Source organism: Mycobacterium paragordonae (genome assembly GCF_003614435.1).
GTDB lineage: Bacteria > Actinomycetota > Actinomycetes > Mycobacteriales > Mycobacteriaceae > Mycobacterium > Mycobacterium paragordonae.
In genome coordinates this window covers 5,592,515-5,608,403 of the sequence record NZ_CP025546.1, presented here as the reverse complement: position 1 = coordinate 5,608,403, position 15,889 = coordinate 5,592,515, and the positions used below count along the sequence as shown (strand labels likewise).

At 68.2% G+C, this 15,889-nt stretch carries 15 protein-coding genes; 5 read left to right on the top strand and 10 right to left on the bottom strand.

The window, feature by feature from the left end:
* Positions 1–32 precede the first annotated feature (32 nt).
* From C0J29_RS25010 to C0J29_RS24985, 6 genes are read right to left on the bottom strand one after another with little or no spacing between them, the layout of a single operon-like run.
* Positions 33–818 carry an enoyl-CoA hydratase family protein gene (locus C0J29_RS25010; protein ID WP_120793893.1) on the bottom strand — a complete coding sequence of 262 codons (786 nt, stop codon included), beginning with the start codon at positions 816–818 and terminating at the stop codon, positions 33–35.
* Positions 818–1,984, bottom strand: coding sequence for an acyl-CoA dehydrogenase family protein (locus tag C0J29_RS25005; protein WP_065045415.1), 1,167 nt, complete (start codon positions 1,982–1,984; stop codon positions 818–820). The genes C0J29_RS25010 and C0J29_RS25005 overlap by 1 nt, the downstream gene beginning before the upstream one ends.
* The gene (locus tag C0J29_RS25000) at positions 1,981–3,963 is read right to left on the bottom strand and encodes an ATP-binding protein (protein WP_120794959.1); all 1,983 of its coding nucleotides are present in this window, start codon (positions 3,961–3,963) and stop codon (positions 1,981–1,983) included. The genes C0J29_RS25005 and C0J29_RS25000 overlap by 4 nt, the downstream gene beginning before the upstream one ends.
* A 5-nt stretch (positions 3,964–3,968) precedes the next feature.
* Positions 3,969–5,564, bottom strand: a complete 1,596-nt coding sequence (locus C0J29_RS24995; protein ID WP_120793892.1) for an acyl-CoA carboxylase subunit beta — start codon at positions 5,562–5,564, stop codon at positions 3,969–3,971.
* Between the two features lie 55 nt (positions 5,565–5,619).
* Positions 5,620–6,768: an acyl-CoA dehydrogenase family protein gene (locus tag C0J29_RS24990; RefSeq protein WP_065045413.1), complete on the bottom strand. Its 1,149-nt coding sequence runs from the start codon at positions 6,766–6,768 to the stop codon at positions 5,620–5,622.
* A complete protein-coding gene (locus C0J29_RS24985; protein WP_120793891.1) occupies positions 6,765–8,447 on the bottom strand; it encodes an acyclic terpene utilization AtuA family protein in 1,683 nt (560 codons plus the stop codon). Before C0J29_RS24985 ends, C0J29_RS24990 begins: the two co-directional genes overlap by 4 nt.
* A 276-nt stretch (positions 8,448–8,723) precedes the next feature.
* Between C0J29_RS24985 and rpmF the strand changes: the two genes are divergently transcribed.
* The 5 genes from rpmF (at position 8,724) to C0J29_RS24960 (ending at position 13,567) form a co-directional block, all read left to right on the top strand.
* Positions 8,724–8,897 carry a 50S ribosomal protein L32 gene (rpmF, locus tag C0J29_RS24980; RefSeq protein ID WP_055576903.1) on the top strand — a complete coding sequence of 58 codons (174 nt, stop codon included), beginning with the start codon at positions 8,724–8,726 and terminating at the stop codon, positions 8,895–8,897.
* 310 nt (positions 8,898–9,207) lie between these two features.
* Positions 9,208–9,894: a two-component system response regulator MprA gene (gene mprA / locus C0J29_RS24975; protein ID WP_055576902.1), complete on the top strand. Its 687-nt coding sequence runs from the start codon at positions 9,208–9,210 to the stop codon at positions 9,892–9,894.
* The gene (locus tag C0J29_RS24970; protein ID WP_120793890.1) at positions 9,894–11,441 is read left to right on the top strand and encodes a HAMP domain-containing sensor histidine kinase; all 1,548 of its coding nucleotides are present in this window, start codon (positions 9,894–9,896) and stop codon (positions 11,439–11,441) included. Before mprA ends, C0J29_RS24970 begins: the two co-directional genes overlap by 1 nt.
* 114 nt (positions 11,442–11,555) lie before the next feature.
* A complete protein-coding gene (locus C0J29_RS24965; protein WP_065163966.1) occupies positions 11,556–13,022 on the top strand; it encodes a S1C family serine protease in 1,467 nt (488 codons plus the stop codon).
* Entirely contained in the window at positions 13,022–13,567 is a 546-nt protein-coding gene (locus tag C0J29_RS24960; protein ID WP_065045409.1) for a MogA/MoaB family molybdenum cofactor biosynthesis protein, read from the top strand. Before C0J29_RS24965 ends, C0J29_RS24960 begins: the two co-directional genes overlap by 1 nt.
* A 6-nt stretch (positions 13,568–13,573) precedes the next feature.
* On the opposite strand, the gene mscL is transcribed toward C0J29_RS24960, so the two are convergent.
* The 4 genes from mscL to C0J29_RS24940 all read right to left on the bottom strand — a co-directional run bounded on the left by mscL (position 13,574) and on the right by C0J29_RS24940 (position 15,844).
* Entirely contained in the window at positions 13,574–14,035 is a 462-nt protein-coding gene (gene mscL, locus C0J29_RS24955; protein ID WP_065045408.1) for a large-conductance mechanosensitive channel protein MscL, read from the bottom strand.
* Between the two features lie 67 nt (positions 14,036–14,102).
* Positions 14,103–14,771 (bottom strand): SAF domain-containing protein, encoded by a 669-nt coding sequence (locus C0J29_RS24950; RefSeq protein WP_120793889.1) that lies wholly within the window; start codon positions 14,769–14,771, stop codon positions 14,103–14,105.
* Positions 14,772–14,833: 62 nt separating this feature from the next.
* A complete protein-coding gene (locus C0J29_RS24945) occupies positions 14,834–15,175 on the bottom strand; it encodes an FmdB family zinc ribbon protein (RefSeq protein ID WP_120793888.1) in 342 nt (113 codons plus the stop codon).
* Between the two features lie 75 nt (positions 15,176–15,250).
* On the bottom strand, positions 15,251–15,844 hold the full coding sequence (locus C0J29_RS24940; RefSeq protein ID WP_120793887.1) for a 5-formyltetrahydrofolate cyclo-ligase: 594 nt from the start codon (positions 15,842–15,844) through the stop codon (positions 15,251–15,253).
* Between the last annotated feature and the right edge of the window lie 45 nt (positions 15,845–15,889).

The following is a 15,889-nucleotide window of genomic DNA, read 5'->3' as shown; positions in this document are numbered from 1 at the left end:
ACTGCAACCTTCACAGCGTCCGAGCAGCCGGATCAGGACGTCTGACCTGCGTCGGAGACCCAGCTCGGCGGCCGTTTCTGCAGGAACGCGAGCATGCCTTCGCGCGCCTCATCTGACACGAACAGCCGCGCCGATTCCTCGGTGAGCCGCTCGGCATTGCGATCGAAGCCGTCCAGTACGGCGGCGGTGGTGAGCGCTTTGGATGCCGCCAAACCCTGCGGCGAGCCGCGTCCGACGTCGGCCACCAGGCCGGCCACCGCGGCGTCGACGTCGTCGGCGGCCAGGGTGATCAAACCGATCTCGGCGGCTTCGCTGGCGCCGAAGGTTTCCCCGGTGAGGTAATACCGTGCGGCGGCCCGGGCCGACAGCTTCGGCAGCAGGGTCAGCGAGATGATCGCCGGCGCCACGCCGATGCGCGCTTCGGTCAGGGCAAACGTGCTGCGCGGCCCGGCCACCACCATGTCGCACGCGCCAACCAGACCGAATCCGCCGGCCCGCACATGGCCGTCGATGGCGCCGATCACCGGCCGCGGCGAGGAGACGATGGCGCGCAACAGCGCGGTCATCTCCTTGGCCCGCGCCACGGCCAGCTCGAACGGGTCGCCACCGCCGGCCTCGGACAGGTCGGCGCCTGCACAGAAGGTGCCGCCGCTGTGGCCGAGCACCACCACCCGTACCGCCGGGTCCGCCGCGGCGGCGCGCAACCCTTCATGCAGCTGGGTGACCAACGTGGTCGACAAGGCGTTGCGGTTGTGCGGCGAGTTCAGCGTGAGCCGGGCAACCACGCCCTCCCGGGCGTACTCGACGAGAGTGTCCATCAGTACGAGCGGGGCAGGCCCAGCGACGTCTGCGCGACGAAGTTGAGCACCATCTCGCGGCTGATCGGCGCGATCCGCGCCAGCCTCGACGCAGTCAGCATCGCGGCCACGCCGTACTCCTTGGTGAGCCCGTTGCCGCCCATCGACTGCACGGCCTGGTCGACGGCCCGGGTGGATGCCTCGCCGGCCGCATACTTGGCCATGTTGGCGGCCTGGGCCGCGCCGCCGTCGTCGCCGGCGTCGTAGAGCGTCGCCGCCTTCTGCATCATCAACTTGGCCAGCTCGACCTCGATGTGGCACTGCGCCAGCGGGTGCGCCAGGCCCTGGTGCGACCCGATCGGAGCCCCCCAGACGTTGCGGGTCTTGACGTAGTCGACGGCCTTGTCGAGCGCGAACCGGCCCATTCCGACGGCGCTGGCCGCACCCATGATGCGTTCGGGGTTCAGGCCCGCGAAAAGCTGTGCGATCGCGGCGTCTTCGGCTCCGACGAGCGCGTCGGAGGGCAGCCGCACGTCGTCGATGAACACCTGGAACTGGCGTTCGGGGCTGACCAACTCCATCTCGATCGGCGTGTAGGTGAAGCCGGGGGAGTCGGTGGGCACCACGAACAGCGCAGGGCGCAGCTTGCCGGTCTTCGCCTCCTCGGTGCGGCCGACCACCAGCACCGCCTGGGCCTGGTCGACGCCGGAGATGTAGACCTTCTGGCCCTTGAGAATCCAGTCGCTGCCGTCCCGGCGGGCGGTGGTGGTGATCTTGTGCGAGTTGGAACCGGCGTCGGGTTCGGTGATCGCGAACGCCATGGTGAGCGTGCCGTCGGCGATGGCGGGAACCCAGCGCTTCTTCTGCTCCTCGGTGCCGAACTTACTGATGATGGTGCCGTTGATGGCCGGCGACACCACCATGAGCAGCAGCGCGCTCCCGGCGGCCGCCATCTCCTCCATGACCAGCGCCAGCTCGTACATGCCGGCCCCGCCGCCACCGTACTCCTCGGGCAGGTTCACCCCGAGAAAGCCGAGTTTTCCTGCCTCGGACCACAATTCGGTGGTGTGCTCCTGGGCGCGGGCCTTCTTGAGGTAGTACTCGGCGCCGTAGCCGGACACCCACTCGCGCACCGCCTTGCGCAACGCCTGGCGGTCTTCGTTTTCGATGAAGCTGGAATCGGTCATGACGGATCTCCTTCTGAGTCAGGCGCTTCCACGCGTGCCAGCACAGCGCCCACCTCGACTTGCTGGCCCGTTTGCACATTGATTTCCGCGAGCACCCCGTCGTTCGGCGCGGTGATGGTGTGCTCCATCTTCATGGCTTCCAGCCAGATCAGCGGCTGGCCGGCGGTGACGGTGGCGCCGGCCTCGGCGCCGATCCGAATCACGTTGCCGGGCATCGGCGCAACCAGGGAGCCCTGTTCGACGGCCGAGCCCGGTTCGGGGAATCGGGGCACCGCCACCAGGTGCACGGGTCCGCGCGCGGAGTCGACGTAGACGTCGTCACCGAACCGAGCGACGGCGTAGCTGATGGCCACCCCGTTCTCGGCCAGTGTGACTTCCTCCGGGGACGCGGCCACCAGCTGCACCGAAGGGTCCTGCGGCAACGCCAAAGATGTTCTGGTGAAGCGGTATTCGACGTGTTGCTCGGTGTCGGTGTCGTCCCGGTAGGTCTTGACCTGATACCCAGAGGAGAGGTTGCGCCAGCCGGAGGGGAGCGAGCCCAGTGCTCCGGCGGCGGCACGGTTGTGCGCGGCGTCGGCCAGGGCGGCGGCGATCGCCGACGTCCGCACCGTTGCGGTGTCGGCCAGCGGCGCCGAGAGCTCGGCCAGGCCGTGGGTGTCGAAGAACCCGGTGTCGGTTGCCCCGTCGAGGAAAGCCGGGTGCCGAAGCACGTGCACCAGGAGCTCGCGGTTGGTGCGCAGGCCGTGCACGTGGGCGCGGGCCAGCGCGTCGGCGAGCACCAGCGCCGACTGCCTGCGGGTCGGGGCATACGAGATGACCTTGGCGAGCATCGGGTCGTAGAAGATCGACACCACCGAGCCGTCGACGATCCCGGAATCCAACCGGATTCCGGTCCGGTGCCCGAGCGTGCTGAATTCGGCACGCACCGAGGGCACGTGGATGCGGTGCACGGTGCCGGCCTGTGGCTGCCAGCCTTGGGCGGGGTCCTCGGCGTACAGTCGCGCCTCGATCGAATGCCCCTGCGCTGCCGGAGGTTCGGGGCCCAGGCGGCCACCGTCGGCGACGTCCAGTTGCAGCTCGACCAGGTCCAGGCCGGTGGTTTCCTCGGTGACCGGGTGCTCGACCTGCAGCCGGGTGTTCATCTCCAGGAAGAAGAACTCGCCGTCATCATCGGCGAGGAACTCAACGGTGCCGGCGCCGGTGTAGCCGATCGCGCCGGCGGCCAACCTGGCGGCCTCGAACAGCTTCTCGCGCATCCCCGGGGTGCGTTCGACCAACGGTGACGGCGCCTCTTCGATCACCTTCTGGTGGCGACGCTGGATGGAGCATTCGCGTTCGCCCACGGCCCACACGGTGCCGTGCGTGTCGGCCATCACCTGCACCTCGATGTGGTGCCCAGTGGGCAGATACCGCTCGCAGAACACGGTCGGGTCGCCGAATGCGGACTGCGCTTCGCGTTGTGCCGCTTGGACTTCGGCCGCCAGCGCGGACAATTCCCGCACCACCCGCATCCCACGCCCGCCGCCACCGGCGGAGGCCTTGACCAGCACCGGCAGCTGGCCCTGAGTCACGGTGTCCGGGTCGAGTTCCTCGAGCACCGGCACGCCGGCCGCCGACATCAGTTTCTTGGACTCGATCTTGGAACCCATCGCGCGTACCGAATCGACCGGGGGCCCGACCCACGTCAGTCCGGCGTCTTGCACCGCGGCCGCGAATTCGGCGTTCTCGGAGAGGAATCCGTAGCCCGGGTGTACGGCGTCGGCGCCTGCGGCGCGCGCCGCCGCGATGATGGCCTCGGCGTTGAGGTAGTCGTTGGTCTTCGGCAGCCGCACCCGGGCGTCGGCCACGGCGACGTGCGGGGAGGCCGCGTCGGGCTCCGTATAGACGGCGACGGTGCCCAGACCCAGCCGCCGGCAGGTGGCGAACACCCGCCGGGCGATTTCGCCGCGGTTGGCAACCAGTACTCTCGTGATCCCCATGAAGCTCACATCCGGAAGACGCCGAAGTTCGACGTCCCCTTGATCGGGCCATTGGCTATGGCGGACAAACACATTCCCAGCACGGTGCGGGTGTCGCGCGGGTCGATCACCCCGTCGTCATAGAGCATCCCGGACAACACCAGCGGCAGCGACTCGGCCTCGATCTGGCCTTCGACGGCGGCGCGCATCGCAGCATCAGCGGCTTCGTCGACTTCCTGCCCGCGGGCCTCGGCGGCCGCGCGGGCCACGATGGACAGCACCCCGGACAGCTGCGCCCCGCCCATGACGGCGGATTTGGCGCTGGGCCAGGCGAACAGGAACCGCGGGTCGTAGGCGCGGCCACACATGCCGTAGTGGCCCGCGCCGTACGAGGCGCCGATCAGCAGCGAGATATGCGGCACGGTCGAGTTGGACACGGCGTTGATCATCATCGAGCCGTGCTTGATCATGCCGCCTTCTTCGTAGTCTTTGCCCACCATGTAGCCGGTGGTGTTGTGCAGGAACAACAGTGGCGTGTCCGAGCGGTTGGCGAGCTGGATGAACTGGGTGGCCTTCTGCGATTCCTCGCTGAACAGCACGCCGCGGGCGTTGGCCAGGATGCCGATGAGATAGCCGTGCAGTTGCGCCCAGCCGGTCACCAGCGACGAGCCGTACAGCGGCTTGAATTCGTCGAAATCCGAACCGTCGACGATGCGGGCGATCACCTCGCGCGGGTCGAACGGGATGCGCAGATCGGCGGGCACGATGCCGATCAGTTCTTCGGTGTCGAACAGCGGCTCGGTGACCGGCCTGGGCGCCGGACCCTGCTTGACCCAGTTCAGCCGGGCCACGACGCGGCGCCCGATGCGGATCGCGTCGAGTTCGTCGTGCGCGAAGTAGTCGGCCAAACCCGATATGCGGGCATGCATTTCGGCGCCGCCCAGCGACTCGTCGTCGGACTCCTCGCCGGTGGCCATCTTCACCAGCGGGGGGCCGGCCAGGAACACCTTGGAGCGCTCCTTGATCATCACCACGTGGTCGGACATGCCGGGCACGTAGGCGCCGCCGGCGGTGGAGTTGCCGAATACCAGTGCGATGGTGGGGATTCCGGCGGCCGAGAGCCGGGTCAGGTCGCGGAACATCCGTCCGCCCGGGATGAAGATCTCCTTCTGCGTCGGGAGATCGGCGCCCCCGGACTCCACCAGAGAGATCACCGGAAGCCGGTTCTCGAAAGCGATCTGGTTGGCCCGCAGGATCTTCTTCAGCGTCCAGGGGTTGCTGGTGCCGCCTTTGACCGTGGGGTCATTGGCGACGATCATGCACTCGACGCCCTCGACGACGCCGATTCCGGTGACCGTGCTGGCGCCGACCTTGAAGGGGCTGCCCCAGGCCGCCAGTGGACTCAGTTCCAAGAACGGGGAGTCCGGGTCGACGAGCAATTCGATGCGTTCGCGCGCGGTCAGTTTGCCGCGGGCGTGGTGGCGGTCAACGTATTTCGGGCCGCCGCCTTCGACCGCGTTGGCGAACTCGGCGGCGATCTCGTCGAGCTTGGTGGTCGACGCGGCGGCCGCCTCGGTGAAGGTGGGCCCGTTCGGGTCGAGGGTGGACTTCAGAGCGCTCATGACCAGCTCCGACGAACTGGCGCGCAGCGACGAAGAAAGCGAGGAGGAGGTGTAATCATGACTGGTATCCCAGGAGCTTGGCGGCCAGCGCGGTGAGGATTTCGGTGGTGCCGCCGCCGATTCCCAGGATGCGCATGTCGCGGTACTGGCGTTCGATCTCGGATTCGGCCATATAGCCCATGCCGCCGAACAATTGGACGGCCTGGTTGGCCACCCATTCCCCGGCCTCGACGGCGGTGTTCTTGGCGAAGCAGACCTCGGTGATCAGATTGGTGTCACCTTCGAGCTGGCGCTCCACCACCCGGCGCGAGTACACCCGCGCGACGTCGATCCGCCGTGCCATCTCGGCCAGGGTGTTCTGTACCGACTGCCGTGAAATCAACGGGCGACCGAAGGTCTCGCGGTCGCGGCACCACTGTGCGGTGATGTCCAGGCAGCGCTGCGCACTCGAATACGCCTGGGCGGCAAGGGCGATGCGCTCGGACACGAATGCCTGGGCGATCTGGGCGAAGCCGGTGTTCTCCACTCCGACCAGGTTCTCTACCGGAACCCGCACGTCGGTGTAGGACAGCTCAGCGGTGTCCGAGGAACGCCAGCCCATCTTGTCCAGCTTGCGCGACACCTCGAACCCCGGTGTGCCCTTGTCCACCACGATCAGCGAAACGCCCGCTGCACCGGGGCCGCCGGTACGCACCGCGGTCACGACGAAGTCGGCGCGCACCGCGGAGGTGATGTAGGTCTTGGCGCCGTTGATCACGTAGTGGTCGCCGTCTTTCACCGCGGAGGTCCGCAGGTGCCCGACGTCGGAGCCGCCGCCGGGTTCGGTGATGGCCAGTGAGCCGATCTTCTCGCCGGCCAGCGTGGGGCGCACATAGGTGTCGATCAGCCGCTGGTCACCCGAGGCGATCATGTGCGGCACGGCGATGCCGCAGGTGAACAGCGACGCGAAAACGCCTCCGGGAGCTCCGGATTGGTGCATCTCCTCGCAGATCAGCACCGCGTCGGCACCGTCTCCGCCGCCGCCGCCAACGGACTCCGGGAAGTTCGCCCCCAGCAGGCCCGCCTCGCCGGCGCGCCGGTGCAGGTCGCGCGGCAGATCGCCGGTGCGTTCCCACTCGTCGATGTTGGGCAGCACCTCCCGTTCGGCGAACGAGCGCACCGTCTTGCGCAATTGCTCGCGCTCGGGTGTGGTCCAGATGTTCATAACAACTTCTCCGGAATGTCGATGTGACGGCTGCGCAACCATTCGCCCAGCCCCTTTGCCTGCGGATCGAAGCGGGCCTGGTAGGCCACGCCCTGGCCAAGAATGTCCTCGATCACGAAGTTCACCGCCCGAATGTTGGGTAGCAGGTGCCGGGTGACGGGCAGGTCGGCGGCTTCGGGCAGCAGCCTTTTCAGCTGTTCGACCGTCAGCGTGTGCGCGAGCCAGCGCCACTCGTCGTCGGTGCGGACCCATATCCCGACGTTGGCCGAGCCGCCTTTGTCGCCGCTGCGGGCGCCGGCGATCAGGCCGAGCGGCACCCGCCGGGTGGGTTGGGCGGCAAGCGGTTCGGGCAGTTCCGGATCGCCCGCTGCCTCCAGCGTCAAAGTCTCTGTTGCACTGGGTATCTCGACACGGGTGCCGTCGGGATGCACGGCGATGTGCGGCACCGACCCGGCATCGACGTAGCCCGGCGTGTACACGCCGTACACCTGACCATCGCCCGGCGGTGCGGTCGAGGTGAAGCCGGGATAGCTGGCCAGCGCCAATTCGACTGCGGCGCCGGAGAACTTGCGGCCCACATTGGCCGGGTCGGGGTCTCGGACCACGCAGCTCAGCAACGCACTGGCGCCTTGTTCGGTGTCGGCGTCGGGGTGGTCGGTACGGGCCAGCGTCCATTCCAGCTCGGCGGGCTTGACGGTCAGCGTGGCCTCGAGCTGGCGTCGCACCAACTCCGCCTTCGCCTCGATGTCCAACCCGGTCAAGATGAACGTCATCGCGTTGCGGAAGCCACCGATGCTGTTCAGCGACACCTTCAGCGTCGGTGGCGGAGGTTCGCCGACTGCACCGCTGATCCGCACCCGGTCTGGGCCCTCGGAGGTCAGCGCAATGCTGTCCATCCGGGCCGTCACATCCGGGTTGGCGTAGCGGGCACCGGTGATCTCGTAGAGCAACTGCGCGGTCACGGTGTCGACACTGACCAGCCCACCGGTGCCCCGATGCTTGGTGATCACCGAGGAACCGTCGTCATAGACCTCGGCTATCGGGAACCCGGGATAAGTCAGGTCCTTCACCTCGGTGAAGAACGAGAAATTACCTCCGGTGGCCTGTGTGCCGCATTCGATGACGTGGCCGGCGACGACGGCGCCTGCGAGTCGGTTGTAGTCGGTGCGGCCCCAGCCGAAGTGCGCGGCCGCCGACCCGACGATCACCGAGGCGTCGGTGACCCGGCCGGTGACCACGACGTCGGCTCCGGCGTCGAGGCAATTCGCGATGCCCCACGCGCCCAGGTAGGCGTTGGCGGTCAGCGGCGTGCCCAGCCCGAGCTCGGCCGCGCGGGGTTGCAGGTCGTCGCCTTCCACGTGGGCCACCCGCGCCGGGACGCCCAGGCGCTCGGCCAGTGCCCGCACCGCATCCGCCAGCCCGGCGGGGTTGAGGCCCCCAGCGTTGGTGACGATGCGCACGCCGCGCTCATGGGCCAGGCCCAGGCACTCTTCGAGCTGGGTGAGGAAGGTCTTCGCGTAGCCGCGTTCGGGGTTCTTCATCCGGTCGCGACCCAGGATCAGCATGGTCAATTCGGCAAGGTAGTCACCGGTTACGTAGTCGACGTCTCCGCCGGTGAGCATCTCGCGCATCGCAGACAGCCGGTCACCGTAGAAACCGGAGCAGTTCGCGATACGCACGGCGCCAGAAGGGGCCTTAGAAGACAACTCGGAAGACAACGGGCGCGTCCTCCCTCCATTGGGATGATTCGGCGGCTGCAATGAACCAACCAACCGGTAGGTTAGCGGGTGCCGGCGGTGGTGCGTCAACCGGCTCAGCGCGTGCCTGCGCAGGGGCCATTTTGGTGACCGGCCGGTCCACCCACTACCCTTATGCACAACTGTCGTCGTCCGGCCGCAAAGCCACGGAGCGCGACACGCCCGACCAGAAGCCCACACGAGGAGTTAGGCCCGACCATGGCCGTACCTAAGCGCAGAATGTCGCGCTCGAATACCCGCAGCCGGCGTTCGCAGTGGAAGGCCACCGCAACCGGGCTGGTCAACGTGAACGTCGCCGGACAGAAGCACAAGGTGCCGCGCCGCCTGCTCAAGGCCGCCCGCCTCGGTCTGGTCGACCTCGACAAGCGCTGACGTCCCGCACCGGCCGCAGTGGCCAACGGCGGCGGGGCGCTCCGGTACCGGAACCCTTGCCGGCCGGCACTCTGTCTGCCCGCCTCTCCGCGACAACTCGCTGTCGCTATGAGCCGGGTATCTGTCGCTAAGAGCCGGGCATGAGGTGTTTTGCTTCCGCCAGGGGCCAGAGTGACGCATGTGGCCTAGCCATGGGCCAGAGCGATGCCCCGCTCGCGCGCCAGAGTGACGCCCCGCCGGCGCTCCTGACAACGCCCACCCCGGCGCGCCTCTCAGGCCGCTCTCAGGCCTTCGTACGAAACTAGGGTCCGTGCGAATACTTGTCGTCGACGACGATCGTGCCGTGCGCGAGTCGCTGCGCAGGTCGCTCTCCTTCAACGGCTACTCCGTGGAGTTGGCCCATGACGGGGTTGAGGCGCTCGAACTGATCGCCAGCGACCGGCCCGATGCGGTGGTGCTGGATGTGATGATGCCGCGGCTGGACGGCCTCGAGGTGTGCCGTCAGTTGCGCAGCACCGGCGATGACCTGCCCATTCTGGTGCTGACCGCGCGCGACTCGGTCTCCGAGCGGGTTGCGGGCCTCGACGCCGGGGCCGACGACTACCTGCCCAAGCCGTTCGCCCTCGAAGAACTGCTGGCACGGATGCGGGCGCTGCTGCGCCGCACCAAGCCGGAGGACGCCGCCGAGTCGGTGGCGATGACCTTCTCGGATCTGAGCCTGGACCCCGTCACGCGCGAAGTCATCCGCGGGCAACGCCGGATCAGTCTCACCCGCACCGAGTTCGCCTTGCTGGAGATGTTGATCGCCAACCCCCGGCGGGTGTTGACCCGCAGCCGCATTCTCGAGGAAGTGTGGGGATTCGACTTCCCCACCTCGGGCAATGCGCTTGAGGTGTATGTGGGGTATCTGCGCCGCAAGACCGAGGCCGACGGCGAGCCGCGGCTGATCCACACCGTGCGCGGGGTGGGTTACGTGCTACGCGAAACGCCGCCCTGATGATCTGGTTCCGCCGCCCTCGCCGGGCCGGCCGCGCACCGCTGCGGGCGACCAGCTCGTTGTCGCTGCGATGGCGGGTGATGCTGCTGGCGATGTCCATGGTGGCGATGGTTGTGGTGCTGATGTCGCTGGCCGTTTACGCGGTGATCTCCGCCGCGCTGTACAGCGACATCGACAACCAGCTGCAGAGCCGGGCGCAGTTGCTGATCGCCAGCGGTTCGCTCGCGGCCGATCCGGGCAAGGCCATCGAGGGCACGGCTTATTCGGATGTGAACGCGATGCTGGTGAACCCGGGCAAGTCGATCTACACCGCCAACCAGCCGGGGCAGACCCTGCCGGTGGGCAGCCCGGAAAAAGCGGTCATCCGGGGTGAGCTGTTCATGTCCCGGCGCACGGCGTCCGACCAGCGGGTGCTGGCGATCCACTTGAACAACGGCAGCTCGCTGCTCATCTCCAAGAGTCTCAAACCCACCGAACACGTGATGGCCAAACTGCGTTTCGTGCTGCTGATGGTCGGCGGGGTGGGTGTCGCGATCGCCGCCGTGGCCGGGGGAATGGTGACCCGGGCAGGTCTGCGCCCGGTCGGCCGTCTCACCGAAGCGGCCGAGCGGGTTGCCCGCACCGACGACTTGCGCCCGATCCCGGTCTTCGGCAGTGACGAACTGGCCCGGCTCACCGAGGCGTTCAACCTGATGCTGCGGGCGCTGGCCGAATCCCGGGAGCGGCAGGCGCGGCTGGTCACCGACGCCGGCCACGAACTGCGCACCCCGTTGACGTCGTTGCGCACCAACGTCGAGCTGCTGATGGCCTCGATGGCGCCCGGAGCGCCCCGGTTGCCGGAGCAGGAGATGGACGACCTGCAAGCGGACGTGATCGCGCAGATCGAGGAATTGTCCACGCTGGTCGGTGATTTGGTCGATCTCACCCGCGGGGATGCCGGCCACGCCGTGCACGAGCCGGTGGACATGGCCGAGGTCATCGACCGGAGTCTGGAGCGGGTCCGTCGGCGCCGCAACGACATTCACTTCGACGTCGAGGTGGTCCCGTGGCAGGTGTACGGCGACTCCGCGGGATTGTCCCGCGCGGCGCTGAACCTGATGGACAACGCGGCCAAGTGGAGTCCGACCGGGGGGCACGTCGGTGTCACGCTGCGCCAGCTCGACCCGTCGCACGCCGAGTTGGTGGTGTCCGATCGTGGGCCAGGTATCCCGCCGCAGGAACGCCGCCTGGTGTTCGAACGCTTCTACCGCTCGACGTCGGCCCGTGCCATGCCCGGCTCGGGCCTTGGCTTGGCGATCGTCAAACAGGTCGTGCTCAACCACGGGGGGTCGTTGCGCGTGGAGGACACCGAACCGGGCGGGCAGCCTCCGGGGACGTCGATCTATGTGCTGCTACCTGGCCGTCCGATGCCGGGCGCGGAGCACCCGTCGTCCGCCGCCATCGCGGAGCGCGATCTGGGAACCGACACGCGGGGCGCCTCCGTTAGACATAGCGGTGACAGCGCAAACTCACGGGGATCCACGAATGTCATCTCAGTCGATTCTTAGTCCGCGCACGCAAGGTAGTTGGCAGTTAGGGTTGAAAATCAGCGCCGTGCAAGCAACGCACGGTCGAATCGGCTTGAAGTAAGCCCCCAGGTAGAGGAAGAACGTTTTAGCGACATGACGAATCACCCGAGGTATTCGCCACCGCCGCAGCAGCCGGGATACGGTGCCACGCAGAGTCAGCCGGTGCCGCCCGCCTATGCCCAGGGGCAGCAGAGCTACAACCAGCAGTTCGACTGGCGGTATCAACCCCAGCAGCAGTACCGCTCCTCCTACGACCCGCTCACCGGCACCGGCGCGGGCCCGATCCCCGGCAACACCGGACCCGGTCCGATTCCGGGCAACACCGGCGCGGGCCCGATCCCCGGCGGCACCGGTTCCCGGCCGATCCCCGGCGGCACCGGCGGCGGTCCGATCCCGACCGGTCCCGGGCCGATGCCCCCGATGATGCCGCCGATGTCACCCCCGCCCCGGCGGCGGCGCTCGGCCGGGTTGATCTTCGGTGCGCTGGCCATCGCCGTGGTTTCCGCCGGTATCGGTGGAGCCGCCGCGACGGTTGTCGAACTGGGTCACCAGTCCGGCACCGGCCACGGCACCACCGCGGCTTCGGGTGGAGCGCCGAGCGTCCCGGCGGCCAACATGCCGCCCGGTTCGGTGGAGCAGGTCGCGTCCAAGGTGGTGCCCAGCGTCGTCATGCTGGAAACCGATCTGGGCCGCCAGTCCGAAGAGGGCTCCGGCGTCATCCTGTCGGCTGACGGGCTGATTCTGACCAACAACCACGTCGTCGCGGCGGCCGCCAAGCCGCCGGCCGGAAGTCCTCCGCCGAAGACGACCGTGACCTTCTACGACGGCCGCACCTCGACGTTCACCGTGGTCGGGGCCGACCCGACCAGCGACATCGCCGTGGTCCGGGTGCAGGGCGCCTCCGGCCTCACCCCGATCGCCATCGGGTCCTCGGCAGGCCTGAAGGTCGGTCAGCCGGTGGTGGCCATCGGTTCCCCGCTCGGCCTGGCGGGCACCGTGACCACTGGCATCGTCAGCGCGCTCAACCGGCCCGTCTCGACCACCGGCGAATCCGGCAACCAGAACACGGTGCTGGACGCGGTCCAGACCGACGCCGCGATCAACCCCGGTAACTCCGGCGGGGCACTGGTCAACATGAACTCGCAACTCGTCGGCATCAACTCGGCGATCGCCACCCTGGGCGCCGACTCCGGGGACGCGCAGAGCGGCTCCATCGGGCTGGGCTTCGCGATCCCGGTCGACCAGGCCAAGCGCATCGCCGACGAGCTGATCAGCACCGGCAAGGCGACGCACGCCTCGCTGGGCGTGCAGGTGACCACCGACAAGGGCGTCCCCGGCGCAAAGGTGATGGAGGTCGTGGGCAACGGCGCGGCCGCCAACGCCGGCGTCCCCAAGGGCGTCGTCGTCACCAAGGTCGACGAACGTCCGATCAACAGCGCCGACGCGCTTGTCGCGGCGGTGCGTTCCAAGGCGCCCGGCGACAAGGTGGCGCTGACATACCAGGATCCTGCCGGCGGCAACCGCACGGTGCAGGTCACGCTCGGGAAGGCGGACAGTTGATGAAGGTCGAAGGCCAGTTGTCCGACCTCGGTTATACGGTGGCACCCATGGAACAGGGTGCGGAGTTGGTAGTCGGGCGGGCACTCGTCGTCGTCGTCGATGACCGGACTGCGCACGGCGACGAGGACCACAGCGGGCCGTTGGTCACCGAGTTGCTCACCGAAGCCGGGTTTGTGGTCGACGGCGTGGTGGCGGTCGAGGCTGACGAGGTCGAGATCCGAAATGCGTTGAACACCGCGGTGATCGGCGGCGTGGACCTGGTGGTGTCGGTCGGCGGCACCGGGGTGACACCGCGCGACGTCACTCCGGAAGCCACCCGCGACATCCTGGACCGGGAGATCCTCGGCATCGCCGAAGCGATCCGCGCGTCGGGTCTGTCCGCGGGCATCACCGACGCGGGTTTGTCACGCGGGCTGGCCGGGGTGTCCGGCAGCACGCTGGTGGTCAACCTGGCCGGCTCCCGCTACGCCGTGCGGGACGGGATGGCGACGCTCAACCCGCTGGCCGCGCACATCATCGGCCAGCTGTCGAGCCTGGAGATCTGAGCCGGGTCAGCTCTCGGCGCGGGGTCCGTGTTCCGGCGGTCCTGACAGCGGCACGGACGCGGGAGCGCCGCCGTGCCTGCCCGACGAGCTGCCGTTGGTCTGGGCCAGCAGGTCGCGGATCTCCTGCAGCAGGACAACCTGCGCGTCGTCGGCCTGCTCGACTTCGCCCTGCTTGCGCAGCTTGCTGTAGGGCAGCACGACCAGGAAGTACACCACCGCCGCGACCAGGATGAAGTTGATGGCGCCCGACAACACGGCGTTGAAGTCGATGTACTGGTCGCCGGTGATGTGGATCTTCAAGATGTTGATCTGCGACGTCTGGTTGACGCCGATAGAACTCACCAGCGGCTTGATGATGCTATCGGTGAAGGCCGTGACCAACGCCGTGAACGCCGTACCGATGACCACCGCGACGGATAGGTCGACGATGTTGCCCCGCGAGAGAAACTCCTTGAACCCCTTGAGCATGAGGACGTCCCTTCCTGGACTCGGACCGAGTTAGCTACCGGCCAGGAGCTCAACGGTGGGCAGGTACTCAGTGCAGGGTCAACGTCACCGTCTGGCCCAGCGCCGAGCCTGCCACCGTGTTCGCCACGCGAGCCGGCAGCGCAACCAAGACTACGCGGTCGGACTCGCTGGACCGTAGCTTCTCCTTCGCCGACACGAGCACCACCACGGCGTCGGTGGCGATCACCTTGCTGACCGCCGGGCTGGGTTGCTGGACATCGCCGGTCGGGGCAGCCAGCACGTCGACCACGTCACCGACCCGGACCAGATCGATCAGCGCGCCGTCGGCCAGGTGCAGGGGGACGATCCGCGCCCCGGGGCCGGCGGTCGACTCAGCCAGCCTGCTCCCCAGCAACCGGACGTCGGTGAGCACCTCGCCGCGACGAGTCGGACTGGCCAGTGTCGCACCGGGCAACCGGCCGGGGTCCGTCAGTGATCCATCGGGAACCGTTGTCGCCAAGCGCTTTTCAACTCGCACATCGGACTCCGTCAGCGCGGTGCCGGAACCGAGGTCGCGCGCGGCCACCACAACGTCGACGCGATCGCCCTGCGGGTTGGAGCGCAGTGCTGCGATGCCGGCCAGCACCACCAGCCCGCCCGCCGCGACGCGCCGGGCCAGCACGGTCCTGGTCCAGTCCGGACGGCAAGCTGCGGCGACACGACTGAGCAGGGTCGGATTCAGCGATGGTTCCCGCACGCCGTCACGGTAGGCGTGGGGGAGTGCCGGGCACTGCCGACGCGAACGCCGCCTGTGGATAACTAGCTGGATGCGGCCGCGGTGGACGCGGTACTGCTGCTGGCCTTCTCGCTCGAGCCCGATGACTTGCTCTCGCTGGACGTGGAACTCGAACTCGACTCGCCCGAGCCGGAATTCCCGGAACTCGATGACGAGCCGTTGCCGGAGGCCTTATCTTTCTTCCCGGCCTCACGGCTGTCGGTGCGGTAGAAGCCGCTGCCCTTGAACACGACTCCGACCGAATTGAACAACTTGCGCAGCCGGCCGGAGCACTTCTCACAGGTGGTCAGCGCGTCCTCGGTGAAGGCCTGCACCTTGTCGAAGCGGTCTCCGCATTCGGTGCACACGTAGCTGTACGTCGGCACAAAAACCTCCGGAAGATGTTAAGTCTGAATTAGCACTCTACCGTTTCAAGTGCTAGAACCGCCACGTGATGGCGATCATTCCCGGGTCGGCAGCGCAATCAGCCCGCGTCCCGGGGTGAGCGCGTGCGTCATCGGCACGTCATGCGGCTCCGACGGCAACTCGTCGACGAACTCGGTGTCGCGCACGATCGCCACCAGACGCGCCTCGGGGTTCCGGGCTGCCAGGGAGCGGTCGTAGAAGCCGCGTCCCCGGCCCAGCCGCACCCCCCGGCGGTCGACCGCCAGCGCCGGCAACAGCACCAGGCCGGCCTCGCCCAGCGCCGACTCCGGCAACCAGGGTTCCGGTGGTTCCAGCAACCCCCAGCGCGCGGCGACCAGCGCGTCCTGGCGGTATTCGCCCCATCGCAGCGGTAGCGGCGTGTCGCCGGCGCCAACGCGCGCTACCGGCAACAACACCCGGCCGGCGCGGCGCAGCAACACGTCGAGCATGGCCAAAGACCCGGGCTCCGAACCCACCGGCACGTACGCGCAGACCGTCCCGGCGTCGATTTCCACCTGTTTCAAGTGCTCGGCCAGCAGCTCCGCCTCGGCGGTGCGAACGTCGTCGGCAACGCTGCGGCGGGCCGCGACCAGGCGGTCCCGCAACGCCGACTTGCCCGCGGTTGCCATGGCTTCAACGATGGCAGACCATTCCCAGCGCGCGCCTTCTCCCCG

Excerpts from the sequence above, each read along its gene's own strand:
- C0J29_RS24990 (WP_065045413.1), bottom strand. The coding sequence starts at position 6,768 with ATGAACATCTGGACCACACCCGAGCGCGAGCAATTGCGCAAGACGGTG.
- rpmF (WP_055576903.1), top strand. The coding sequence starts at position 8,724 with ATGGCCGTACCTAAGCGCAGAATGTCGCGCTCGAATACCCGCAGCCGG.
- C0J29_RS24970 (WP_120793890.1), top strand. The coding sequence starts at position 9,894 with ATGATCTGGTTCCGCCGCCCTCGCCGGGCCGGCCGCGCACCGCTGCGG.
- C0J29_RS25010 (WP_120793893.1), bottom strand. The coding sequence starts at position 818 with ATGGACACTCTCGTCGAGTACGCCCGGGAGGGCGTGGTTGCCCGGCTC.
- C0J29_RS25005 (WP_065045415.1), bottom strand. The coding sequence starts at position 1,984 with ATGACCGATTCCAGCTTCATCGAAAACGAAGACCGCCAGGCGTTGCGC.
- C0J29_RS25000 (WP_120794959.1), bottom strand. The coding sequence starts at position 3,963 with ATGGGGATCACGAGAGTACTGGTTGCCAACCGCGGCGAAATCGCCCGG.
- C0J29_RS24960 (WP_065045409.1), top strand. The coding sequence starts at position 13,022 with ATGAAGGTCGAAGGCCAGTTGTCCGACCTCGGTTATACGGTGGCACCC.
- mscL (WP_065045408.1), bottom strand. The coding sequence starts at position 14,035 with ATGCTCAAGGGGTTCAAGGAGTTTCTCTCGCGGGGCAACATCGTCGAC.
- C0J29_RS24995 (WP_120793892.1), bottom strand. The coding sequence starts at position 5,564 with ATGAGCGCTCTGAAGTCCACCCTCGACCCGAACGGGCCCACCTTCACC.
- C0J29_RS24940 (WP_120793887.1), bottom strand. The coding sequence starts at position 15,844 with ATGGCAACCGCGGGCAAGTCGGCGTTGCGGGACCGCCTGGTCGCGGCC.
- C0J29_RS24965 (WP_065163966.1), top strand. The coding sequence starts at position 11,556 with ATGACGAATCACCCGAGGTATTCGCCACCGCCGCAGCAGCCGGGATAC.